The sequence below is a fragment of the Bradyrhizobium sp. Rc2d genome (assembly GCF_900099855.1).
Classification (GTDB): domain Bacteria; phylum Pseudomonadota; class Alphaproteobacteria; order Rhizobiales; family Xanthobacteraceae; genus Bradyrhizobium.
The window spans coordinates 63,102-85,322 of the sequence record NZ_FNCU01000016.1 but is presented as its reverse complement, the minus strand read 5'-3'; the positions used below and the strand labels follow the sequence as shown (position 1 = coordinate 85,322).

The following is a 22,221-nucleotide window of genomic DNA, read 5'->3' as shown; positions in this document are numbered from 1 at the left end:
CGCCGCCGCGCCTTGCCAATTGCGGGGAACGGCAGGATGGCAGCTCGGGCAAATTTCCCAAGCCGGATTGGGCATGGGTCTTTGGACCTGGCGCGGCGGCTTTGATCTAATCGGGCAAGAATCTTTCTCGGTCAATCGTCGCAGCCAATCGGCGCAAGTCAGGAGCAGTGCAGCATGAGTTCTATGACGATTGGACCGATCGCGGGCCAAGCTGCCGACCCATCCGAGCGCAGCGCACTGCTGTTCTGGATGATCTTCACCGGGCTCTCGGTCTTCGCCGTCGTGCTGTTGTGGCGCTTCGGCCTGATCCACCTGATGCTGACCTCCGACCGCACCTACATTTCGAGCGTGATCGCGGTGCTTTATGTCGTCACCTGCGGCCACTGCTTCCTGCGGACTCGGGCGATCGCCCGTGAGGGCGCCGCGGCACGGCGCTGCCGGGCGGTGCTGTCGGCTGCCGGCGGCAGCAAGGCGCTGGATGCGGGGGCGACCGCGCTGCCGCGCGGCCTCGTGCGCGATCACATCGAGAGCCTCGTGACCAAGGCCGCTGCGCAAGGCTACCGGCCGGTCGACCAGACGCTGCTGCTGCGGACGCTGGCCGACCGGCTGCGCGGCTCCAACGGCTTCGGCGCCTTCGTCTCGGATACGCTGATGAAGCTCGGCCTGCTCGGCACCATCATCGGCTTCATCATCATGCTGGCGCCGATCGCGGGCCTGGATGCCGCCGACAAGACCGCGATGCGCTCCTCGATGGGGCTGATGAGCGACGGCATGGCGGTGGCGATGTACACGACGTTGGCGGGCCTCGTCGGCTCGATCCTGGTCCGCATCCAGTACTACATGCTGGATGCGGCGACCCAGCGGGTGTTCTCGGATGCGGTGGTGCTGACCGAGACCTATGTGACCCCGGTCCTGGAGCGCAGGGGATCTGGGACGCCGTCATGATGGATGATTTCGGTCTCTATCCGCGCGAGGAGGCGTTCGATCCGCTCGGCGTGATGCTGTTCAAGGCGCTCCAGGTGATCGCGTTCCTGTTCTTTCTGGCATTGCTTGCGGTCTCGCCGGACGCCAAGGACGGCAAGATCGATTCCAAGGCCGAGTTCATGATCACGCTGGACTGGCCGGACAATCACCCCGACGATCTCGACCTGTTCGTGCAGGATCCCGCCGGCAACATCGCCTGGTACCGCCACCGCGAGGCCGGCTTCCTCACGCTCGACCGCGACGATCGCGGCGGCGCCAATGACTTCATCATCGTCGCCGGCAAGAAGATCGCATCGCCCATCCGCGAGGAGATCGTCACCGTGCGCGGTATCCTCGCCGGCGAATACACCGTCAATGTCTCGCATTTCGTCGCGACGACCGGCGAGCCCGTGACCGCCAATGTGAAGGTGCAGAAGCTCAATCCGACCGCGCAGGTGATCTTCGACAACAAGCTTACGCTCGACCACACCGGCGACGAGAAGACCGCGGTCCGGTTCCGGCTCGATGCCGAGGGCAAGGTGGTCAACGTGGATCAGCGGCCGAAGTCGCTGCTGGAGACGTTTCGCAGCAGTTGGCGCAACGGCGGCGATGTCGATCCCAAGACCGGTGTGAGCAAGAACGCTGTGAGGGTGCGCCGTGATTAGCCTGCAGACGGTCATCCTCTCGCTGTCGGTCGCCTACGCCGTCGTAGGCGCTCTGCTGCTGGTCGTGCTGGTCTATGCGAGGCTGCACTGGTCATTGAAGGCGGTCGCGGTGGTCGTGACCAGCGCCTTCTATGTCGTCAGCTTCACCGAGATGCGCGGGCTGCTCGGCTGGGCCAGCTCCGACCGGATGCCGGCCGCCTTCAAGCTGCTCCAGGCCCGCATCGTCGAGCCGCATTCGCTGGAGGGCGACCCCGGCTCGATCTATCTGTGGGTCGAGGCGCTGGACGAAGACAATCGGCCGAGCGGCATTCCCCGGGCGTTCCGGGTGCCCTACGACGACAGGCTGGCCGACAAGACCCATGCGGCGCAGAACGAGATCGCGGCCGGGCATCCGCAGGGCGGGCGCGCTGCCGATTTCGGCGGCGGTGACGGCAGCCTGATCGACATGGTGCGGGAATATGTGACGCCGAAGACGATCCTGGAGACCAGTGGCGGCGATTCCTCGACCGGCGAGTTCAACGCCCCGCCGGCCGGCGCGCAAAGCGCTGTGTTCACGCCGCTGCCGCCGCCCCGGATGCCGCCAAAGGACGAGCAATAGGCCCTTCACCATCGCGGCAGCGACCCGCTGGAAAACCGACCCGCGCCGGCGCATGTTCTTGACGTCCCTCAATTTGGCCTTATCGGCTTCCGATAAGATTTGAGGGTGGAGGGTGCGTGCTCCTAGCTGTCTTCTCGGATATCCACGGCAACCGGCAGGCGTTCGAGGCGTGCCTGAAGATCGCCCGTGCGAAGGGCGCGGAGCGCTTCGTCCTGCTCGGTGATTTCGTCGGCTATGGCGCCGATCCGGAATGGGTCGTGGACACAGCGATGGAGCTCGTCGCCGGCGGCGCCATTGCCGTGCGCGGCAATCACGACCAGGCGGTCAATTCCTCGGCCGAGACCATGAATATCGAGGCGCAGGTCGCGATCGAATGGACCCGCGGCCGGCTCGATAGCGCGCAGCGGCGGTTCCTGGCCGAATTGCCGATGCTGGTGGAGGACGACGGCCGTCTGTTCGTGCATTCGGAAGCCTCCAGCCCGCAGCGCTGGCACTATGTCCGATCAACGGCCGATGCCGCCAAGAGCCTGATATCGACGCCCGCCCACGTCACCTTCTGCGGCCACATCCACCGTCCGGCGCTCTATTCGATGTCGGTGACGGCGAAGATGACGAGCTTCGTGCCGAAGACCGACGTGTCCGTGCAGCTCTTGCGCGGGCGGCAATGGCTTGCCGTGCTCGGTTCGGTCGGCCAGCCCCGCGACGGCGATCCATCCGCGGCCTTCGTGCTGTTCGACACGGTCTCGTGCCAGATCACCTATTGCCGCGCGCCCTACGATATCGAGACGGCCGCAAACCGGATCCGCGAGAACGGCCTGCCGCATTGGCTGGCCGACCGCCTCTCGCAGGGGCGCTGACGGCGATGCCGAAACCGCTGGTCAAATCAGGCGCTGTGATCGACGGCTTCACCATCGGCGAGTGCGTGCATGCCGGCGGAATGGCGACGCTGTGGACCGTCACCCATCCCGGCATCGACGTGCCCTTGCTGATGAAGATCCCGCGGGTGTCGGAGGGCGAGGATCCCGCCGCGATCGTCTCCTTCGAGATGGAGATGATGATCCTGCCGCGGCTCGCAGGGCCGCACGTGCCGGCCTGTTTCGGCACCGGGGATTTCGCGCACCAGGCCTATGTCGTGATCGAGCGCATCGTCGGCACGACGCTCTACAAGCGGCTGCCGGACCTGCCGCTGCCCTATGACGAGGCGCGGCAACTCGTGGCGAAGATTGCGACCGCGCTCGCCGACCTGCACCGGCAGAACGTGATCCATCACGACATCAAGCCAAGCAGCATCATGTTCCGCGAGAGCGGCGAGGCCGTGCTGATCGATTACGGCCTGTCGCACCACAACCATCTGCCTGATTTGTTGCAGGAAGAATTTCGCCTGCCTTACGGGACCGCGCCTTACATGGCCCCCGAGCGGCTGCTTGGTGTTCGTGACGATCCGCGCAGTGACCTGTTCTCGCTCGGCGTGCTGCTGTATTTCTTCACCACGGTCGAGCGTCCCTTCGGCGAGGGTGAGACGTTGCGCGCGATGCGGCGCCGGCTGTGGCGCGATCCCTATCCGCCGCGCGCATTGCGCGCCGACTATCCGCCCTGGCTCCAGGAGGTGGTGCTGCGCTGCCTCGAGATCGAGCCGGTGTGGCGCTATCCAACGGCATCCCAGCTCGCCTTCGACCTCACCCATCCGGATCAGGTCAAGCTCACCGCGCGCGCGGAGCGGCTGAAGCGTGATTCCCTGGGCATCGCGTGGCGGCGCCGCTTCAATCAGGGCGTCATCCAGCCACAGGCGAAATCGGATGTCGCGGCGCAGATCGCGTCGAGCCCAATTCTTGCGGTGGCGCTCGACACGGTGGAGGGCGCACCGGAGCTGAACGAAGCGCTCCGCGTGACAACCGAGCGCATCCTCGCCACGCTGCCCTCGGCGCGGCTTGCCTGCCTCAACGTGCTCAAGCTCAACCGCATCGCGATCGACCGGACGCTCGACGAGCAGGGCTCCAACAAGCATATCGATCGCCTGGTCGCGCTCCGGCATTGGGCGACGCCGCTCAAGCTGGACGAGAGCCGGCTGTCGGTTCATGTGCTGGAAGCCGTCGATCCCGCCGCTGCGATCCTGGAGTTCGCCGCGGTCAATCAGGTCGACCACGTCATCATCGGGGCACGGCAGAGCTCGTTCCGCCGTACGCTGCTCGGCAGCGTCTCGGCCAAGGTGGCCTCGGAAGCAGTCTGCACCGTCACGGTGGTGCGGCCGCCGCGAATGGCGGGGGATGCAGCCGAAGCGGATGCCGGCGAGGCGGCCGGATAGCGCTGCGCCTCCGAGCGGCGGATCAGGCCGCGTGGGCCGTGTGAGTCGCGCGTTTACGGCGGATGGGCCAGGAGAATTGCGGGCCGGGCTCGCCGTGATCCGCACTGCCGCCAAAATACTGGATGATCTCGCGGCAGGGCTCGCAGTTGAACAGGTTGCGCGACGCGGACGCCTTGGTCATTTCCTTCAGGCAGTTCGGGCAGTGCGGCTTCATGGGAGGCGGTCCGGAAAAAGGAAATCTCAGTGTCGGCGCTGCGAGGAGAACGAATGGTCGAGGTCCGAATTGTCCGGCCTGGCATCGTCGTCCAGCGTACCGTCGGCGCGTTCGAGGCGGCCGAAGAAGTCATCGAGGCTCGGATGCGGGCGACGCGGGATCCGGCACCTGCGCTTCGGCTGGCGCTTCACGAGTGCGATCTGCATGGCGCTCAGTCCCGGTGACGATGAAGGGGGATGATGCGGTCCGAAGTTGGGGCCTTCACCGGTCGCGCCACGTAGAGACTGCGAGCTGCAATCGCCGCATTGAATCCGAACCACAACGCTACGCCAGTCCAAACCAGGGTCGTCGTCATGATGTGCTCCCGTCAAAAGCAGGCAGGAGTTACTTGCGGTGATTTGCACGAATCAGTGAAGTCCGGATGAGTACGGATCAAGGTTGCAGTTTTAGGCATTGCGCGCCGCAACACCGCTAGGAGCCGCAGGTTTATGGGCTCCCGATCCAGCTCAAATCGCTTCGCCGCGCGCCCCTAGCGCCGCGTTGCGGATGGCCGCGATGTTGGTCTTGTAGGCCTCCTGCGTGCCGCCCCTGAACACGGAGGTGCCAGCCACGAAGGCGTTGGCGCCGGCCGCCGCGAGCGCGCCGGCAACGTCGGGACCGACACCACCGTCGACCTCGATGTCGATCGGGCGTCCCGCAGTCATCGCGCGGATGTCACGGATCTTGCCGATCGCGGAGGGGATGAAGGCCTGGCCGCCGAAGCCGGGATTGACCGACATCACCAGCACGAGGTCGACCAGGTCGAGCACGTATTCGAGCGCGCTGATCGGCGTGCCCGGGTTGAGCGAGACGCCGGCCTTCTTGCCGAGCGCGCGGATGGCCTGGAGCGAACGGTGCAGATGGGGACCAGCCTCCGCATGCACGGTGATGTGGTCGCAGCCGGCTTTCGCGAAGGCCTCGAGATAGGGGTCGCAGGGCGAGATCATCAGATGCGCGTCGAAGATCTTCTTCGTGTGCGGGCGCATCGCCTTGATGACATCAGGGCCGTAGGAGATGTTGGGCACGAAGTGCCCATCCATCACGTCGAGATGGATCCAGTCGGCGCCGGCGGCATCCACCGCGCGCACCTCCTCGCCGAGCTTGGAGAAATCCGAGGCCAGGATCGAGGGTGCGATGGCCAGGGGGCGAGGGGCGAAGGCTTGGGTCATGGCGCGGTTTCCGGTGGCGGCCGAAAGAGGAACGGCCTCGCCTAACATGGGCCTCCGCGGCGGGCAATGCAGGGGAAGCTGCTTCCTGTGGGCGGAAATTTCTGCCGCGACCGGCACGAATTGCCGGTGTTCCCGGACCGTGCAAGGCGCAGCGAAGGCGGATTTCATTGAGCTTTTCACGCTGGCACGACGCTTGCTGACGTCTCTTTCTGACGTCGTCTCTTGCTGAAGTCGTTTTCGGAACATTGGCCGCGGCATGCCGCATCGGTTGGAGTTGTGCAATGTTGTTCGCCCTAGGCGCGGTATCGAGTGCGCTCGACGCGATCCAGTCGCTGACGAACTCGAAATCGTCATCGTCAACGCAGAAGACGGGATCTTCCCAAGGTGCAACCAATCCGTTCGCGATCGACAGCGGCAACAGCAGCACGACCAGCGGCGCGACCTCGTCGGTCAATTCGGGCAGGTATCCGCAGATATCGCCCGAAACGATGAATGCGTTGTTCGCGGCGCAAAGCCAGTCGGCCGACGGCGCGACCAGCGCGACCTCGTCGAGTTCGGCGTCCTCGACCTCGAAGGACCGGGAGTCGGCGCTGGAGGATCTGTTCTCGCAGATCGATGCGGATGGCGACGGCAAGATCACCAAGTCCGAGTTCGAGGATGCGCTGGGCGCCGGCGGCACCAATCTGGCGCAGGCCGACGACGTGTTCTCGAAGATGGATGCGAACTCGGATGACAGCATCAGCCTGGATGAGATGTCGAAGGCGCTGAAGAGCGGTCACCGCGGCCACCACGCCCATGGCGCGAACGGCGCGGGCGACGCCTCCAGCGGCTCGGATTCCTCGTCGTCGGGCGGTGGATCGACCTCGACCACGACGAGCAACGCCGACGGCTCGACCACCACCACCGTCACCTATGCCGACGGTTTCAAGATGTCGACGACGGTGCCTGGCGCGTCCAGCTCTTCAAACGCGAATGGTGGCGGCAATTCGCCCTACGACTGGTTCGGGCAGATGATGCAGCGTCAGGCGCAGGCTGTGTCCGCGACCGCGTCCTCTTCGATGTCGATGAGCGTGTGATCAGGATCCGGCGCGTCCGGAGTATTCACGCGTGATCTCGTGACAGGCATAGCGGTCACGGATGTGCTGGTTGAAGAACGTTCCCTTTGAGCGCGCATCCTTGAACGCGGCAACGACCTCGGCCGGAACGTCCTCGTAGACATACAGGCGACCGCTGACGAAAGTCACCTTCAGCTCGCGCGCATCGGGCGCATAGCGAAAGAAGCGGATCACGGAAGATGGCATGACGGTGCATCTTAGCCCGTCAGGGAAACGCGGAATCCGCCAATTCGTTGCCAGAGCATGACGAGATGAAGCTCGATAGCTGCAACGGCGGAGGTGGGCTCCCTCTCCCGCTTGCGGCAGAGGGTGTTTCCGCAATGGGACAATCCCCTAGTGGAGAGAGCCCTCACCCGGCGCTTCGCGCCGACCTCTCCCGCAGGCGGGAGAGGTGAGCGAGCCCGTGGCAATCGATTCAACCTAATTCCGTTTCGTTTCTAGCCGAACCGATCCCTCCACGCCGGCTGCGCACCGGGGAACGGCAAGGTCGACGCGCTGTAGACGCCACGCGCAATCGCGCGTGCGACGACGTTGGCAGCGATCGTGCCAAGCTCGGTGAGGCCGACCAGCGGCTCGATCGGCTTCGCGCAGGTCGCGGCGGCGAACAGCACGTCGCCGTCGGTCGGCGCATGCACCGGATAAATCGCGCGGGCAAAGCCGGTATGCGCGATCATCGCCAGCCGCTTGGCCTGGGGTTTGGTCAGCACCGCGTCGGTGACGACGGCGCCGATAGTGGTGTTTTCGCGCGCGCTCGCGGCGGGACCGCCCTTGATGCGCATGCGGAGCATGTCGTCGTTGAATTTGCCCGGCAGGCCGCGTCCGCCGAATTCGCCGTCCACCTCGAACGGCGCCGCCCAGAACCACGGTCCGTCGCCGATGGTGACGCTGCCCACCGCGTTGACGGCGACGATTGCCGCGACCTTGACGCCATCTGGCGTCACTGCCGAGGCCGAGCCGAGCCCGCCCTTGAACGTCGCAGTGGTGGCACCGAGGCCGGCGCCGACGCTGCCGAGCGCGAAGTCCGTGCCGGCGGCGGCTGCCGCGGCGTAGCCGAGGTCGCGATAGGGCGAGAAGCGTCCCCAGGCCTTGTCGCCACCGTTGAGGAGGTCGAACAGGATCGCGCCCGGCACGATCGGGATCAGCGCTTCGCGAACCCGGAAGCCGCGGCCCTGCTCGGCGAGCCAGGCCTGCACGCCGCCGCCGGTATCGAGGCCAAAGGCGGAGCCGCCCGACAGCGCGATGGCGTCGACGCGCTCGACGGTGTTGGCAAGATCGAGCAATGCGTCCTCGCGCGTGCCGGGTCCGCCGCCGCGAACGTCTATGGCGGCGACCGCCGGAGAATCGAAGATAACCGCGGTCGCGCCCGAGCCGGCTTTTGCGTCTTCGGCATGGCCGACGCGGACCCCGGCAATGTCGGTGAGGAGATTTTTCAAACTGGCCTCGTAACCTGAGAGGAGTTCGTACCTGCGATAGCGCAGAGACGTCGCAGGCTCAACTGGCGAGGGCCGTCCTGAGCATCTTGGCGAGCTCGGACTTGCGGTAGGGCTTGGCCAGCAGCAGCACGCCGGAATCCAGCCGGCCGTGATGGACGATGGCGTTCTCGGTGTAGCCCGAGGTGAACAGCGTCTTCAGGTCGGGGCGGCGCTTGTGCGCTTCGTCTGCAAGCTGGCGGCCGTTCATGTTGCCGGGCATGATGATGTCGGTGAAGAGCAGGTCAATGGTCTTGTCGCTATCGATGATGGTGAGGGCCTCGGCGCCGTTAGCGGCCTCGAGCGCGGTATAGCCGAGGCTCTTGACCTGCGTCACAACATATTGCCGCACCAGCGCGTCATCCTCGACGATCAGGATCTTCTCGTTGCCGCCGGTGATGGGCGCATTCTGGAGCGCTTCGAACTCGGTCTCCTGCACCCCGGTCGAGCGCGGCAGGTAGATCTTCACGCTCGTGCCGTGGCCTTCCTCGCTGTAGATCTTGATGTGGCCGCCAGACTGTTTGACGAAGCCGAACACCATGCTCAAGCCGAGGCCGGTGCCCTTGCCGACCTCCTTGGTGGTGAAGAAGGGATCGAACACACGGTCGATCAGGTCCGCCGGAATTCCGCTGCCGGTGTCGCTGACCGCAATCATCACGTAGCTGCCGGCGACCATGTCAGGGTTCATGCTGGCATAGCCGTCGTCGAGGAAGATGTTGCGCGTCTCCAGCACCAATGTGCCGCCGTCGGGCATGGCGTCGCGCGCGTTCAAGGCCAGATTGAGGATCGCGGTGGAGAGCTGGCCCGGGTCGACCAGCGTCGGCCATGCATCCTCGGTGAGCTGCGGCGCGATCGTAATCTGCTCGCCAAGCGTGGGATGCAACAGCTTGGCGGCTTCGAGCACCAGTGCGTTGACGTCGATCTCGCGCGGCTGCAGCGGCTGTTTGCGCGCGAAGGCAAGCAGGTGCTTGGTCAGCTGCGCGCCCCGCTCGGCGGCATCGTCGATCAACTTGGTGATGGCGGCAAGTTCGGGCCGGTCGGCGACGGCGTCGCTGAGAATGCCGATCGTGCCCGTGATGACGGTCAGCACGTTGTTAAAGTCGTGGGCGACGCCGCCGGTCAACTGGCCGATGGAGTCCATTTTCTGGACCTGCCGGAGCTGGGCCTCGGCGGCCTGCTTGTCGGTGAGGTCGCGGCCGATGAAGAAGTGGCGCTTCACCGGCTCCGACCAGGTGCCCATCCAGTTCAGCGTGACCTCGTGACCGTCGTAGTGGTAGTAACGCGCCTCGAAACTGCGCTTGACCGCGCCACGCCGGGCCGCGCGCATCTCGCTCCGCGTGTTCTCGAGATCGTCGGGATGGATGAACTCGGTCGCGCTGTGCCCGACCATGTCCTCGGGGCTGTAGCCGAGGATGTTCTTCACGCTCGGGCTGATCTGGACGAAATTGCCGTAGCCGTCGGTGACCAGGATCAGGTCCTGCGATGTCTCGAAAATGCGCTGGCGTTCTTCGATCTCGCGGCGCAGCTTCTCTCTCGCCTGCTTCTCTTCGGTAATGTCATGGGCGATCTTGGAGGCGCCGATGATCTCGCCATGATCTGTGCGCAAAGGGGAGACATTCAGGACGACGTCGAGCGGGCGTCCGTCTTTTCGGATACGGATCGTCTCGTGCTGGGCGATCGATTCGTTGCTGGCGATCCGGTTGAGGATGCTCCTGACTTCGCTCTTGAGATCCGGTGGCACGATGATGTCGATCGGCTTGCCGATCGCCTCCGCAGCGGAATAGCCGAACAGATGTTCGGCGGCCTTGTTCCAGCTGGTGATGATGCCGTCGAGCGTTTTCGTGATGATGGCGTCGTTGGAGGACTCGACCACCGCACCATACAGGGCAAGACGCTTGCCGTAATAGTCGCGTTCCGAAGCCGATTGCTGGCGCAACCTGCCGACGAGGCCCACCGTGTGCGCCTGAAGGCGGACATTCTCGATGAGGAGCACCGCGAGCACGAAGCTCGCCGCGGCGAGGCCATAGAGCCGGCCGGCATAGAAGCCGAGATCGAAGCGCGCGACGTTGACGATCGCCGACAGCGCGACGTCGAACAGCCAGGCGCACATGACGACCATGAGCCAGACGTCGATCACCGAATGCGGCCTGCGGAACCAGAGCGAGACGAGCGCGGCAAAGCTCAGCGACCACACGAAGGACACGACACCGATCATTGTCGGCGTGTAGCGGCCGTCGCGCAGCAGGACCGGCAACAGATCGTGCTGCACGGTGACGATCCAGGTGAAGACCGCCATCGCGGCGATGATGCCGAGCACACTGGCACAGATCGCACTGCTCGTCGCACTCCGAACCCGCGGGCCTCCGTCCTTTTCCTTCAGCCAGGCATAGCCCAGCACGCATAGCGGGAAGACGCCGTGCCAGATCATGTAAAGCCAGACCGTGGTCTGCCGGCCCGCGCCGAAGAGCCCGGTCGGTGTGAACAGGCCGGGGAAGGTGAGGGCATGGACCAGCGCCGCCGCGGCGGTGAAGAGATAACCGGTCGCGAGCCAGAGCAACGCACGGGTCCGCAAGACTGCAAATTGTGACAGCAGCAGCACTGCCGTGACGATGTCGCTCACGGCGAGCGCCGATTGATAACTCGCGACGAAGGCGGGGACGGGCAGGAGCGGGGTACCCGCGAAAGGCACGGCCGCTGCGAACAGGATCGAGGACACGCCGACAATCGTCAACGCCGCACTGCGGTCGGTCGAGGTGGCCGGCAGGGTCGAAAGAAATGTGCTTCGGTCGATCGGTGCAGGCACGTCCACCTCTCGCGGGTCGGTCTTGAGCAGGTCAGCTTTGAGCAGCGTTTTGAGCATCTCCGCTTCGTCTCATTCGGCCGTCAGCCTCGTTCATGGTAGCGAGTTCTGGCGCACATCGTGAACGGAACCGGTGACGACTCAACCGAAGGTTACAGATTACTTAATTTCGGCGGGAACGCGGTATAGGACGGGGTAAGATGCGCTTTACTGGGTGGTGTCATAATGCCCCTCCGTCCCGGCGGGTTCCAGGTTTGAATCAGCGATTTTGATCTCAATATCGGAAGTTGTCCCCATGCCTCGCGTCCTGATCATCGACGACCAGAAGGACGTCCGCGCGATGGTCGCGATCGTGCTTCGGGTCAATCGTTTCGAGGTCGTGGAGGCTGAAAGCGGTGCGGCCGGGCTGAAAGCCTTCGCGGAATGCTCGTTTGACGCGGCAATCGTCGACATCTTCCTCGGTGATACCAGCGGCGTCGACGTCATCGCGACCCTGCGTGAGCGCGCGCCTGCGCTCCCCGTCGTTGCGGTGTCCGGGATGACGACGCTCGATTTCATGGAATCGCCTCACCTCGCCGACGTGGTCTGCCTGCAAAAGCCGTTTCGGCCGAATGATCTCCTGCAATCCCTGCGAAAGGCCCAGGCCGCGGCGGGCGGCGAGCTGCCGGCAGCCGTCTGACCTCACGCAAGAAGAAACGCCCCGGGGCAAGCCGGGGCGTGGTGGTGATTGGTCGGTCTGAGGCCACGCCAGCGGGCTAGGTGCCGCTGCCGGCGATCTCGGTGTAGCCGCCCTTGGCATCCCATTTGTAGACGACGTAGTCGATCTGCTTGATGTCGCCCTTGGCGTCATACTCGATCGGGCCGATCACGGTGTCCCACTTGCCGGCCTTCATCGCCGCCATGACCTTCTTGGGGTCGGTGGTGCCGGCCTTCTTGGCGGCCTGCGACCAGACCTGCATCGCCGCGTAGGTGTAGAGCGTGTAGCCCTCGGGATCGATGCCCTTGGCCTTGAAGGCCTCGACGATCTTCTTCGCTGTCGGCTTGTTGCGCGGATCGGGGCCGAAGGTGAATAGGGTGCCTTCGCCGGCCGGACCGGTGATGGAAGCGTACTCCTTGTCGGCGAGCGCGTCGCCGGCCATCAGCACGGTCTTGAGGCCCTGATCGCGCATCTGACGCAGGATCAGGCCGCTCTCCTGATGATAGCCGCCGACATAGACGAGGTCGATGTTGTCGCGCTTCAGGCGCGAGACGATCGCGTTGAAGTCCTTGTCGCCCTTGTTGTAGGACTCATACATCTTCTCGGTGATGCCGGCCTTGTTGAGCGCCTTCTTGGTCTCGTCGGCAAGACCCTTGCCGTAGGTGGTCTTGTCGTTGAGGATCGCGATGTTCTTGCCCTTGAAGTTCTTGGCGATGTACTGCGCCGCGATCAGGCCCTGCTGATCGTCGCGGCCGCAGACGCGCGCCACGTTCCAGAGCTTGCGCTCGGTGAACAGCGGGTTAGTCGAGGCGGGCGTGATCTCGAGCACGTTGCCGTCGGCATAGGCTTCAGAGGCGGGGATCGACGACGATGAGCAATAGTGCCCGGCCACGAACGGGATTTTCGCGCCGGCGATCTTCTCGGCGATCGAGCGCGCCTGCTTCGGATCGCAAGCGTCGTCCTCGACGGATAGCGCCAGCTTCTTGCCGTTGACGCCGCCGGCGGCGTTGATGTCGGTCACGGCCATCTCGGCGCCGTTCTTCATCTGGCGGCCGAAGGCGGACTCGCCGCCGGTCATCGGGCCAGCGACTGCGACGGTGACATCCTGCGCGAATGCCGCGCTCGACAGCGCGAGCGATGCGCCGAATGCCAGACCGATGAGCTTCAGTGATTTCATGAGATACCTCGCGGGTGGTCGCCTGTGGGAGTTGCCGGGCTTGCCCGGTCCAAACCGGTCCTATTCTCGAATGAAATTGCCGAGAAGTCACCGGCAAAATATGGGCGTGGGCGGAGATATCTCGCCCAATTGGGCCGCACGTGGTTCGCCCTTCGTCGCCCTTGGGGAGCGTCAGCCGTGCCGGCCGCCTTCCAGATAGGCGGCGCGAATCTCGGGGCGCTGCAACAACTCGGCGCCGGTCCCGGCCAGCGTGATCAGGCCATTGACCATGACATAGCCGCGATGGGCGAGCTTGAGGGCATGGTTGGCGTTCTGCTCGACGATCAGGACGGTCAGGCCGTCCTGCCGGTTCAGGGTGCGGATCGCATCGAAAATCTGGCGGGCGATCAGCGGTGCCAGCCCGAGCGAGGGTTCGTCGAGCAGAAGCAGGCGGGGGCGGCTCATTAGGGCGCGGCCAATTGCCAGCATCTGCTGCTCGCCGCCGGACAGGGTTCCACCGCGCTGGGCAAAGCGTTCCTTCAGCCGCGGAAACAGCGTGAACACGCGCTGCAGCGTCGCCTCGCGCTCCGCATCGGTGCATCCGGTGGCATCCGCCCCCATCTGGAGGTTTTCCGCAACGCTCATGCGCGGGAAGATGCGGCGGCCTTCCGGCGATTGCGCGATGCGCAAATGCGCGATCTCGTGGGTGGGAACGTCGGTGATGTCGCGACCTTCGTACAGGATCTGGCCGGCGCGGGCGCGCGGCTTGCCGAAGATCGTCATCATCAGCGTCGACTTGCCGGCGCCATTGGCGCCGATCAGGGCAACGATCTCGCCGGCATTGATCTCGACATCGACGCCCTTCAGCGCCTCGATCTTGCCGTAAGCGGCACGAAGACCGTGGATCGCGAGCAAGGGAGTGGGCGCCGACGTCACGTCCCGCTCTCCATCACGGCCACCGCCTCGTCCTCGTCGGCGCCGAGATAGGCGGCGATCACCTTGGGGTCGTCACGGACTTCGCGCGGGGATCCTTCCGCAATCTTGACGCCATGGTCCATCACCACGATGTGGTCGGAGATCTGCATCACGACCGACATGTCGTGCTCGATCAGCAGGATCGAGGTGCCGAGCTCGTCGCGGATCGAGAGCAGGAGTTCGCTCAAGGCGGCACTCTCGCGCGCGTTGAGGCCGGCCGCGGGTTCGTCCAGGCACAACAGCGCGGGCTCGGTGCACATGGCGCGCGCGATCTCGAGCCGGCGCTGATCGCCATAGGCGAAATTGCCGGCAGCGTCGTCGGCGCGGTCGAGCAGATTGACCCGCCTGAGCCAGTCGGTGGCGAGATCGATCGCGCGCTTTTCGGCGTCGCGGTAGGCGGGGACACCGAGGAGACCAAGGAGGGTGAAGCCGGAGGCGCGCATCAATGGGTTGTGCTGCGCCACCATCAGGTTCTCCAGCGCGGTCATGCCGGGAAACAGGCGGATGTTCTGGAAGGTGCGCGCGACCTTGGCCCGCTTGGCGATGCGGAAATCGTTGAGCCGCTCCAGCGCGATGACCTTGCGGTCGTCGTGGGTGAGGCGGATGGTGCCGCCGCTCGGCTTGTAGAAGCCGGTGATGCAGTTGAAGACGGTGGTCTTGCCGGCGCCGTTCGGTCCGATCAGTGCGGTGATCTTCTTCCGCTCAGCCGAGAGCGACAGGTCCTGCACGGCGACGATGCCGCCGAAGCGCATGGTGAGCCGGTCGACGCTGAGAATCTTGTCGCCGCTCATCCGTGCCCTTCCTTGACGAGGTCGGAGGAGATCGCCTGCGCTTTGGTCAGATACACGGTCGGCGCGCGGTGACCGATCAGGCCGCGCGGCCGCCAGATCATGATCAGCACCATCGCCATGCCGAACACCAGCATGCGATAGGTTTCGAGGCCGCGGAACAGCTCGAAGCCGCCAATCATGGCGAGCGCTGCAAGCGCGACGCCGAGCTGCGAACCCATGCCGCCGAGCACGACGATGGCGAGCACCAGCGCCGATTCCTGGAAGGTGAAGGATTCCGGGCTGATGAAGCCCTGGCGCGTGGCGAAGAACGCGCCGGCGAAGCCGCCGAACATGGCGCCCGTCGCGAACGCCGTGAGCTTGGTGGTCGTGGTGTTGATGCCGAGCGCGCGGCAGGCGACCTCGTCCTCGCGCAGCGCTTCCCAGGCTCGGCCGATCGGCAGGCGGCGCAGGCGGATCGTCACCCAGTTGGTGAGGAGCGCCAGCGCCAGGATCACATAGAACAGGAAGACGATGCGGTGGGTCGCCGAATACTCGATGCCGAGCTTCGCAGCGAGCCCATCGTCGCTGCTGTCGAGGGGGATGCCGAAGAGGGTAGGGCGCGGAATGCTAGAGACGCCGTTCGGCCCGCCCGTTAGGCTCTGCCAGTTGATGATGACCAGCCGGATGATCTCGCCGAAGGCCAGTGTCACGATGGCGAGATAGTCGCCGCGCAGGCGCAGCACCGGGAAGCCGAGCATCACGCCCCAGAGGGCGGCGAGAATGCCGGCGAGCGGCAGGCAGATCCAGAACGACCAGCCAAAATTGGTGGCGAGCAGCGCATAGGAATAGGCGCCCACCGCATAGAAGGCGACATAGCCGAGATCGAGCAGGCCGGCTAAGCCGACCACGACGTTGAGCCCCCAACCCAGCATCACATAGGTGAGCACGAGGATCGCGAGATCGAGGATGTAGCGCTGGTCATAGAAGAGCACGGGCACCAGCAGGGTGAAGATCAGGAGCGCCGGCGCGAGGAAACGGCCGACGAACGACATTCCGTTTTGCACTGCCGGCGGCACCAGCCGCTCGGCGCCGCTCGGACCGATCCATTGCCGTAGCAGCTCGATCACGATCGAGCCGCCGAACACGACGCCGACGAGGGATGCGAGCTCACCGAGGCGCGTCCAATAGGTGAGCTGGCCGGAGGAGCCCGCTTCGGTGCGGATACCGACCATCAGCGAGAACAGCACCAGTGCGACCAGCGCGTTGATGACGGCTGTCTTCAGGAGGGAGAGGATGCCCGTTGCGGATCTGGCCGTCATGGTCGAGGGAGCTGTCACGCGGCGTCAGACTTTTTCGACTTCGGGACGGCCGAGCAGGCCGGTCGGCATGAAGATCAGCACGACAATCAGGATCGAGAACGCCGCGACGTCCTTGTACTCGACCGAGAAATAGGCCGACCAGAACGTCTCGATCAGACCGATCGCAAGCCCGCCGAGCATGGCGCCCGGCAGCGAGCCGATGCCGCCGAGCACGGCTGCGGTGAAGGCCTTGATCCCGGCGACGAAGCCCATGAAGAAATCGACCAGGCCATAATAGAGCAGGTACATCAGGCCCGCGACCGCGGCGAGCGCGGCGCCGATCACGAAGGTCATGGAGATGGTGCGGTCGACGTTGACGCCGAGCAGCGCCGCCATGGTCTGGTCCTGTTCGCAGGCGCGCATGTCGCGCCCGAGCCGGGTGCGCGAGACCAGCCAGGTGAAGATCGCCAGCAGCACGATGGTGGTAATGACCACCATGATCTGGATGTTGGAAAGCTGGATCACGAAGCCGTCCGCGCTCTCATGCAGCGTGTAGCCGCCGGTGATGAAGGGCGGGATCGGCTTGACGCGGGCGCCTTGCGCCACTTGCGAGTAGTTGGTCAGCACGAACGACATGCCAATCGCCGACAGCATCGGGGCGAGGCGGAAGGAATGGCGCAGCGGCCGGTAGGCGATACGCTCGATGGTCCAGCCATAGAGCGCGGTGATCGCCATCGAAACCAAGAGAACCACGAGCAGGATCACCGGGATTGCGGTGAGGCCGAACGAGATCAGGATCAGGAAGGTGATCAGCGCAATGAAGCCGCCGATCATGAAGATGTCACCATGGGCGAAGTTGATCATGCCGACGATGCCGTAGACCATCGTGTAGCCGATCGCGATCAGGCCGTAGATCGAGCCCAGGACGAGACCGTTGATGAGCTGCTGGGCGAAATAATCCATGCGCTGCCGTTTACCAAACCTGACGCGGCTCAAAGGGAGAGAGAGTTCTCAAGTTTCTTCTCGGGCCCCGGCAGCCCTTGAGCGTTCTTCCGGTTTTTGTAACAGGAGGGAACTGGCGGCTGCAACTGGCCAGATCTCGACATCAAGGCTTGTACAGAGGTCATTTTCGCCTTCGGTTCCCACGAACAGTGAGGAACCGGGTTCCTGGGCAACCAAAATGGAGGGCGGCCGTTGTCTCGCCTCTGTCGTCCAACAAGGGAGTTCCCCGAATGACGAAGCAGCAGAACCAGAATCCGGGTCAGCAGAGTCAGAACCCCGGCCAGCGTACCCCTCAGCAGCAGCAGGGCGGCGGGCAGAAACCCGGACAGCAACAGCAGGATCCGATGCGCCAGGGCGACCGGCCCGGTCAGCAACAGGGTCAGGACAAGTAAGTTTGGGAGCCCAGGCGTGAGAAGAGGGGCCCTGCCGTAAGGCGGGGCCTTTTTATTGGGGGCGCCCCGGTCCACCGGGCAGTTAAGGTAAACAAAGGGTTTAAATTGCCGCCACAGTCTGATGCGAGTTAGCTCCGGCAAAGCCGCTGCCTTCCGTTGAGGGCCTTCGGCAAACCAAGCGGGAAGCGGCATGTTCAGGAATTGGCGGATCGGCTCGGTCAACGGCGCGCTGCTGGCGGCCTATTTCATCCCGGCCTGGACCCTCGTCGCCTTCAGCATCATGGTGGCACCGGTGCACGGCCTCTATGAGCGGCCGAGCGTCGCGGTCGCGCTGTTCCTCAGCGACCATCTCGAGGTGACGGGGATGAGCACGGTGCGGGCCGCCTGGCTGCTGGCCCTGGGCCGGCTGACCGTCGTGGCGTTCTTCGTGATCTATCTCGCGCTGCTCTGTATCCCCCGCTCGCGGAAGAATGGCGGCAGCGACGAGGCGCTCGGCATTGCCCTGGCGATCGGCAGCCTGATCTCGTTTGCCAGCATGGTGATGGCCTCGAAGGTCGGCGAGATGGCCGCGCTCCGGCTGCACGCCACCGAGCTCCTGCTCTTGCTCGGTGCCGCCATCGTGGTGGTGATCGAGAAGCCGGCGACGGCGCCAAAGACCGTCGAGACCGCCGCGCCGCTAAGTCTTGAGCAGGCCGAGCTCCTGCACAATCGCTGAGGCTTCCTTCACGGCGTGGTTCGCCGCCGGGACGCCGCAATAGATCGCCTGCTGCAGCAGGATCTCCTTGATGTCGTCGGGCGTGAAGCCGCCCTCGGCAAGCGCCGCGCGCACATGCAGGCGGAATTCGTCCCATTGCCCGAGCGCGACCATGGTGCCGATCACCAGCACCCGCCGCGTGCGCTCGTCGAAATGCGGCCGCGTCCAGATCTCGCCCCAGGCATAGCGGGTGATCAGGTCCTGGAAGTCGGTGTTGAAGGCGTTGCGGCCCGCGATCGACTTGTCGACCCAGGCATTGCCCAGCACCTTTCGGCGTACATTCATGCCGGCATCGCGGCGGTTCTGGTCGTCCATTGTGTTTCCTCCTTCGTCATTGCGAGCGTAGCGAAGCAATCCAGAAATGCGTCCGCGGAGACAGTCTGGATTGCTTCGTCGCTACGCTCCTCGCAATGACGCGTTGTGAGATCAGCGTTGTGTCAGAAACCCCACCACCGCGTCCGTAAATGCGTGCGGCTGTTCGACGTTGGAAATGTGGGCGGCGTCGATGATGGTCATGCTGGCGCCGGGAATGTTCGAGCGGATCATTTCGGCTGCCGAGATCGGCGTCGCCATGTCGTGGCGGCCGGCGATCACCAGCGTCGGGCTCTTGATCTTGGGAAGCAGCGCACGCTGGTCCAGCGTCGACAGCGCCTCGCAGCAGGCCAGATAGCCCTCGACGGGGGAGGCGAGCAGCATCGACTTCATTCTGGCGGTGATCTCGGGCTCGCGCTCGCGGAAGTCCTGGGTCAGCCAGCCCGCGATCACGGCATCCGCGACCGCCGCGATGCCGCCCTTCTTCACGGCGTCGATGCGCTCCAGCCATTTGGTCGGCTCGGCATAATAGCAGGAGGTGTTGGCGAGGACGATCTTGCCGAAGCGTTCCGGCGCGTTGGCGCCCAGCCATTGTCCGACCATGCCACCCATCGATAGGCCGCACCAATGCACCTTCTCGATGTTGAGATCGTCGAGGATCGCGAGCACGTCGCGGCCGAAGCGCTCCATCGTGTATGGACCGGGCGGCACGTTCGATTTGCCGTGGCCGCGGCGGTCGTAACGGATGACGCGGAACACCTGCGTCAGCGCCTTCATCTGCGGCTCCCACATCTGAAGCGTGCAGCCGAGCGAGTTGGAGAGCATCAAGGTCGGTCCGCCGTCGCGGCCCTCGACGGAGACGTTGAGCAGGCATCCGTCGGCATCGATCATGGGCATGCGGCGTCTCCGTCGTATTTGGTCGTAATTGCGGTTCTTATTCGCGGTCGAGGCTGTCGAGCAGCCGGTCGATCAGGGCTTGGGAAGCTCCTTGATAGGCCATCGGATCGAACAATGCCGCAATTTTTTCGGGCGGCAGATGAGCAGTGACGAGCGAATCAGCCGACAGCACCTCGCGCAGATGCTTCTTCTCGGCGACCGCGCGCTTGCTGGCGGCCTCGACGAGATGATGCGCATCGCTCTTGCCGATCTTCTCGGCCAGCGCAAAGGTGATCGCTTCCGCCATGATCAGGCCATGCGTCGCATCGAGATTGCTGCGCATGCGCGCGGCGTCGACGTCGAGGCCTTCGGCGATGTCGACGATTGCCGCAAGCGCTCCCGAGGTGACCAGCATCAATTGCGGCAGCGTCGGCCACTCCGCATGCCAGGGGCCGGCACTGCGCTCATGATCCTGCACCTGCGCGGCAAAAATCGTCGCGGCGAGCTGCGGAGCCATGGTCGCAGCGCCGAGCGCGCTGGCGGCGGCGACCGGGTTGCGCTTGTGCGGCATGGTCGAGGAGCCGCCGCGGCCTTCGCCGGCGGGTTCGAACGCTTCGGCGACGTCGGTCTGCATCAGCAGCGAGATGTCGCGCGCGATCTTGCCGCAGCTGCCGGCGAGAATTGCAAAGCAGGAGGCGGCTTCCGCGATGCGGTCGCGATGGGTGTGCCAGGGCGCCTCCGGCAGCGGCAGGTTGAGCTCCTGCGCCAGCCGTTCGGCGACCGCGAGTCCCTTATCGCCGAGCGCGGCGAGCGTGCCGGCGGCGCCGCCGAATTGCAGCGCGAGGCCCTCGCGGGAGAGCCGCCTGAGGCGGCAGCGGGCGCGGCCAAGGCTTGCGGCGTATTCGGCGGCCTTCAGGCCGAACGGCATCGGCAGCGCGTGCTGGAGCCAGGTCCGCGCTACCATCGCGGTGGCGCGATGGGCTCGCGCCAGCGCGGCAAAACCCTTGATGGCGCGGCTGAGGTCGGCGTCCAGCGCATCGATGCCGGCGCGCAGCGTGAGCATGGTTGCGGTATCGATGACGTCCTGACTGGTCGCGCCCCAATGCACGTAACGCGCGGCCTCCGCATCGGCCTTTCCGACATTGGCGGTCAGTGCCTTGACCAGGGGAATCGCGAGATTACCTGATCGCGTTGCGGCCTCGGCCAGGGCTGCCATATCAAAGGCATCAGCCTTGCAGGCGGACGCGATCGGCCCCAGCGCGGATGCGGGAATCACAGCTGTGGCGGCCTCGGCCCGTGCCAGGGCTGCCTCGAAATCGAGCATGTTCTGAAGGGTCGACCGGTCGTCGCAGACCGCGCGCATGGCTGCGCTCGACAGCATCGGCGCGAGCAGGGGGGAGAGGGATGTGCTCATATTATGCGGGACCTAACCACCATGGCCCGCCTGTGCCAATCCCAAACTATCGGCGCAGCTTTTTGCAGTTGCGAATATGCATTGCACGTGACCGGGGCCCGCCCTTTCCTTTACGGCCTCCGTGCGTTACTTGAACAGCATTATAGTTGTGCGATCCGGGAGGCACCCATGGCCATGACGATGAACGGCGAAGTCCAGCTTGCGGCATCGCGCGAGGCCGTGTGGGACAAGCTCAACGATCCCGAGGTGCTGAAGGCCTGCATTCCCGGCTGCGAAGAGCTGGAGAAAACTGAAGACGGCGGCTTTCGCGCAACGGCGAAAATGAAGGTCGGCCCGGTATCCGCGCGTTTCAGGGGCAAGGTCATGCTGTCCGATCTCGACCCGCCCAATGGCTACAAAATCTCCGGTGAGGGTGAGGGCGGGGTGGCCGGCTTCGCCAAAGGCGGCGCGGCCGTCAAGCTCGCGGAGAAGGACGGCGGCACGCTGCTCTCCTACGACGTCGAGGCGCAGATCGGCGGCAAGTTGGCGCAGCTCGGCCAGCGCCTGATCAACGGCGCTGCCAAGAAGCTGGCCGACGAATTTTTCGCAAACTTCGCCAAGGCGGTACAGGGCTGAAGGCTATCGCCTTTCGGCATGGCGCCTTGCGTCCGGGGTGATGTTGCCCCCGGGCATAATGGCCCATATGATGGGTTGGAATAATTATAAGAACCGCTTCGATGGGACCCGTCGGGGCGCTGATAGAGAGTGCTTATGGCAAAAATCTCCCTCATCGTGAACGGCAATCCAGTCACGGCCAACGTCGATCCCCGCACCCTCCTGGTGCAGTTCCTGCGCGAGAATCTGCGGCTGACCGGGACGCATGTCGGCTGCGACACCTCGCAGTGCGGCGCCTGCGTCGTGCATCTCGACGGCAAGGCTGTGAAGTCCTGCACCACACTGGCGGTGATGGCCGACGGCCACGAGGTCAAGACGATCGAGGGACTGGCCGCGGATGGCGCGCCGCTGCATCCGATGCAGGAGGCCTTCCGCGAGCATCATGGGCTCCAGTGCGGCTTCTGCACGCCCGGCATGATCATGACCGCGATCGACATCGTGCATCGCAAGGGCCATGAGCTCGACGACAACACCATCCGCGAAGAGCTGGAGGGCAATCTCTGCCGCTGCACCGGCTATCAGAACATCGTCGCCTCGATCTCCGCCGGCGCGAAGGCGATGGCCAAATCCGATCTCGCGTAAACCGC

The 22,221-nt window shown here is 64.8% G+C and carries 25 protein-coding genes; 11 read left to right on the top strand and 14 right to left on the bottom strand.

Going from position 1 to position 22,221, the window contains the following annotated elements; translation table 11 throughout:
• The first annotated feature begins 174 nt into the window (after positions 1–174).
• The 5 genes from BLV07_RS20740 to BLV07_RS20720 all read left to right on the top strand — a co-directional run bounded on the left by BLV07_RS20740 (position 175) and on the right by BLV07_RS20720 (position 4,528).
• Positions 175–945 (top strand): MotA/TolQ/ExbB proton channel family protein, encoded by a 771-nt coding sequence (locus tag BLV07_RS20740; protein ID WP_091888984.1) that lies wholly within the window; start codon positions 175–177, stop codon positions 943–945.
• Positions 942–1,628 (top strand): DUF2135 domain-containing protein, encoded by a 687-nt coding sequence (locus tag BLV07_RS20735; protein ID WP_091888982.1) that lies wholly within the window; start codon positions 942–944, stop codon positions 1,626–1,628. The genes BLV07_RS20740 and BLV07_RS20735 overlap by 4 nt, the downstream gene beginning before the upstream one ends.
• Positions 1,621–2,226 (top strand): hypothetical protein, encoded by a 606-nt coding sequence (locus BLV07_RS20730; protein WP_091888981.1) that lies wholly within the window; start codon positions 1,621–1,623, stop codon positions 2,224–2,226. The genes BLV07_RS20735 and BLV07_RS20730 overlap by 8 nt, the downstream gene beginning before the upstream one ends.
• A gap of 116 nt (positions 2,227–2,342) precedes the next feature.
• The gene (locus BLV07_RS20725; RefSeq protein WP_091888979.1) at positions 2,343–3,083 is read left to right on the top strand and encodes a metallophosphoesterase family protein; all 741 of its coding nucleotides are present in this window, start codon (positions 2,343–2,345) and stop codon (positions 3,081–3,083) included.
• Positions 3,084–3,088: 5 nt separating this feature from the next.
• Positions 3,089–4,528: a bifunctional serine/threonine-protein kinase/universal stress protein gene (locus BLV07_RS20720; RefSeq protein WP_091889165.1), complete on the top strand. Its 1,440-nt coding sequence runs from the start codon at positions 3,089–3,091 to the stop codon at positions 4,526–4,528.
• Between the two features lie 22 nt (positions 4,529–4,550).
• Here the strand turns inward: BLV07_RS20720 and BLV07_RS20715 are convergent, their stop codons facing one another.
• The 3 genes from BLV07_RS20715 to rpe form a co-directional block, all read right to left on the bottom strand.
• Positions 4,551–4,742 (bottom strand): hypothetical protein, encoded by a 192-nt coding sequence (locus tag BLV07_RS20715; RefSeq protein WP_091888977.1) that lies wholly within the window; start codon positions 4,740–4,742, stop codon positions 4,551–4,553.
• A 26-nt stretch (positions 4,743–4,768) separates the two neighbouring features.
• Positions 4,769–4,948 carry a hypothetical protein gene (locus BLV07_RS20710; protein ID WP_091888975.1) on the bottom strand — a complete coding sequence of 60 codons (180 nt, stop codon included), beginning with the start codon at positions 4,946–4,948 and terminating at the stop codon, positions 4,769–4,771.
• 300 nt (positions 4,949–5,248) lie between these two features.
• A complete protein-coding gene (gene rpe, locus BLV07_RS20700; protein ID WP_091889163.1) occupies positions 5,249–5,950 on the bottom strand; it encodes a ribulose-phosphate 3-epimerase in 702 nt (233 codons plus the stop codon).
• Positions 5,951–6,231: 281 nt separating this feature from the next.
• Here rpe and BLV07_RS20695 point away from each other — a divergent pair, with 281 nt between their 5' ends.
• Positions 6,232–7,026: an EF-hand domain-containing protein gene (locus BLV07_RS20695; protein WP_091888973.1), complete on the top strand. Its 795-nt coding sequence runs from the start codon at positions 6,232–6,234 to the stop codon at positions 7,024–7,026.
• Here BLV07_RS20695 and BLV07_RS20690 read toward each other — a convergent pair whose 3' ends face one another.
• The 3 genes from BLV07_RS20690 to BLV07_RS20680 all read right to left on the bottom strand — a co-directional run bounded on the left by BLV07_RS20690 (position 7,027) and on the right by BLV07_RS20680 (position 11,394).
• Positions 7,027–7,251 carry a KTSC domain-containing protein gene (locus tag BLV07_RS20690; RefSeq protein ID WP_091888971.1) on the bottom strand — a complete coding sequence of 75 codons (225 nt, stop codon included), beginning with the start codon at positions 7,249–7,251 and terminating at the stop codon, positions 7,027–7,029.
• Positions 7,252–7,502: 251 nt separating this feature from the next.
• Positions 7,503–8,498 (bottom strand): P1 family peptidase, encoded by a 996-nt coding sequence (locus tag BLV07_RS20685; RefSeq protein WP_091888969.1) that lies wholly within the window; start codon positions 8,496–8,498, stop codon positions 7,503–7,505.
• Positions 8,499–8,556: 58 nt separating this feature from the next.
• Positions 8,557–11,394 carry a PAS domain S-box protein gene (locus tag BLV07_RS20680; protein ID WP_091888967.1) on the bottom strand — a complete coding sequence of 946 codons (2,838 nt, stop codon included), beginning with the start codon at positions 11,392–11,394 and terminating at the stop codon, positions 8,557–8,559.
• Between the two features lie 235 nt (positions 11,395–11,629).
• On the opposite strand from BLV07_RS20680, the gene BLV07_RS20675 reads away from it, so the two are divergent.
• Positions 11,630–12,013 carry a response regulator gene (locus BLV07_RS20675; protein ID WP_091888965.1) on the top strand — a complete coding sequence of 128 codons (384 nt, stop codon included), beginning with the start codon at positions 11,630–11,632 and terminating at the stop codon, positions 12,011–12,013.
• Positions 12,014–12,089: 76 nt separating this feature from the next.
• Here BLV07_RS20675 and BLV07_RS20670 read toward each other — a convergent pair whose 3' ends face one another.
• The 5 genes from BLV07_RS20670 to BLV07_RS20650 form a co-directional block, all read right to left on the bottom strand.
• Positions 12,090–13,208 (bottom strand): branched-chain amino acid ABC transporter substrate-binding protein, encoded by a 1,119-nt coding sequence (locus BLV07_RS20670; RefSeq protein ID WP_091888963.1) that lies wholly within the window; start codon positions 13,206–13,208, stop codon positions 12,090–12,092.
• 171 nt (positions 13,209–13,379) lie between these two features.
• Entirely contained in the window at positions 13,380–14,123 is a 744-nt protein-coding gene (locus tag BLV07_RS20665; RefSeq protein WP_091888961.1) for an ABC transporter ATP-binding protein, read from the bottom strand.
• Positions 14,120–14,953 carry an ABC transporter ATP-binding protein gene (locus BLV07_RS20660; RefSeq protein ID WP_091888959.1) on the bottom strand — a complete coding sequence of 278 codons (834 nt, stop codon included), beginning with the start codon at positions 14,951–14,953 and terminating at the stop codon, positions 14,120–14,122. Before BLV07_RS20660 ends, BLV07_RS20665 begins: the two co-directional genes overlap by 4 nt.
• On the bottom strand, positions 14,950–16,251 hold the full coding sequence (livM, locus tag BLV07_RS20655; RefSeq protein ID WP_091888957.1) for a high-affinity branched-chain amino acid ABC transporter permease LivM: 1,302 nt from the start codon (positions 16,249–16,251) through the stop codon (positions 14,950–14,952). The genes BLV07_RS20660 and livM overlap by 4 nt, the downstream gene beginning before the upstream one ends.
• 24 nt (positions 16,252–16,275) lie before the next feature.
• Positions 16,276–17,193: an ABC transporter permease subunit gene (locus tag BLV07_RS20650; protein ID WP_091888955.1), complete on the bottom strand. Its 918-nt coding sequence runs from the start codon at positions 17,191–17,193 to the stop codon at positions 16,276–16,278.
• Positions 17,194–17,462: 269 nt separating this feature from the next.
• Here BLV07_RS20650 and BLV07_RS47675 point away from each other — a divergent pair, with 269 nt between their 5' ends.
• Positions 17,463–17,624, top strand: a complete 162-nt coding sequence (locus BLV07_RS47675) for a hypothetical protein (protein ID WP_164934786.1) — start codon at positions 17,463–17,465, stop codon at positions 17,622–17,624.
• Positions 17,625–17,814: 190 nt separating this feature from the next.
• Positions 17,815–18,339, top strand: coding sequence for a hypothetical protein (locus BLV07_RS20645; RefSeq protein ID WP_091888953.1), 525 nt, complete (start codon positions 17,815–17,817; stop codon positions 18,337–18,339).
• On the opposite strand, the gene BLV07_RS20640 is transcribed toward BLV07_RS20645, so the two are convergent.
• From BLV07_RS20640 to BLV07_RS20630, 3 genes are all read right to left on the bottom strand, one after another.
• Positions 18,301–18,693 (bottom strand): carboxymuconolactone decarboxylase family protein, encoded by a 393-nt coding sequence (locus tag BLV07_RS20640; RefSeq protein ID WP_091888951.1) that lies wholly within the window; start codon positions 18,691–18,693, stop codon positions 18,301–18,303. The two genes, BLV07_RS20645 and BLV07_RS20640, sit on opposite strands and share 39 nt — an antisense overlap.
• Positions 18,694–18,804: 111 nt before the next feature.
• On the bottom strand, positions 18,805–19,587 hold the full coding sequence (gene pcaD / locus BLV07_RS20635) for a 3-oxoadipate enol-lactonase (protein WP_091888949.1): 783 nt from the start codon (positions 19,585–19,587) through the stop codon (positions 18,805–18,807).
• 37 nt (positions 19,588–19,624) lie between these two features.
• Positions 19,625–20,980, bottom strand: coding sequence for a 3-carboxy-cis,cis-muconate cycloisomerase (locus tag BLV07_RS20630; protein WP_091888947.1), 1,356 nt, complete (start codon positions 20,978–20,980; stop codon positions 19,625–19,627).
• 168 nt (positions 20,981–21,148) lie between these two features.
• On the opposite strand from BLV07_RS20630, the gene BLV07_RS20625 reads away from it, so the two are divergent.
• Both BLV07_RS20625 and BLV07_RS20620 read left to right on the top strand, forming a co-directional pair.
• Entirely contained in the window at positions 21,149–21,595 is a 447-nt protein-coding gene (locus BLV07_RS20625; protein ID WP_091888945.1) for an SRPBCC family protein, read from the top strand.
• A gap of 135 nt (positions 21,596–21,730) precedes the next feature.
• Positions 21,731–22,216, top strand: coding sequence for a (2Fe-2S)-binding protein (locus BLV07_RS20620; RefSeq protein ID WP_091888943.1), 486 nt, complete (start codon positions 21,731–21,733; stop codon positions 22,214–22,216).
• Positions 22,217–22,221 lie beyond the last annotated feature (5 nt).